Source organism: Psychrobacter sp. TB20-MNA-CIBAN-0197, from assembly GCF_040309765.1.
Classification (GTDB): Bacteria; Pseudomonadota; Gammaproteobacteria; order Pseudomonadales; family Moraxellaceae; genus Psychrobacter; species Psychrobacter submarinus.
In genome coordinates this window covers 1-254 of the sequence record NZ_JBEOPC010001008.1, presented here as the reverse complement: position 1 = coordinate 254, position 254 = coordinate 1, and the positions used below count along the sequence as shown (strand labels likewise).

Genomic DNA, 254 nt, shown 5'->3' with positions numbered 1-254 from the left:
GGCCAGCACACTCCCCCACGGGTCGACAATCGCCGCATGCCCGAAGGTCTCGCGTGGCCCCGGATGACTGCCGCCCTGTGCGGCCGCGAGGATATAACACTGTGTTTCGATGGCCCGCGCGCGGATCAGTACATCCCAATGCGCGGCGCCGGTTACGGCCGTAAACGCCGACGGTGCGGTAATCAATTCGGCACCGGCGGCACGCAATTCACTGTACAGCTCCGGGAAACGCAAGTCGTAACACACGCTCAGAC

The 254-nt window shown here is 64.2% G+C and carries 1 protein-coding gene; it reads right to left on the bottom strand.

From position 1 onward, the window contains the following. A partial coding sequence (locus tag AAEY83_RS16930; protein ID WP_351060969.1) for a nitrilase-related carbon-nitrogen hydrolase occupies positions 1 to 254 on the bottom strand: 254 nt, incomplete at both ends.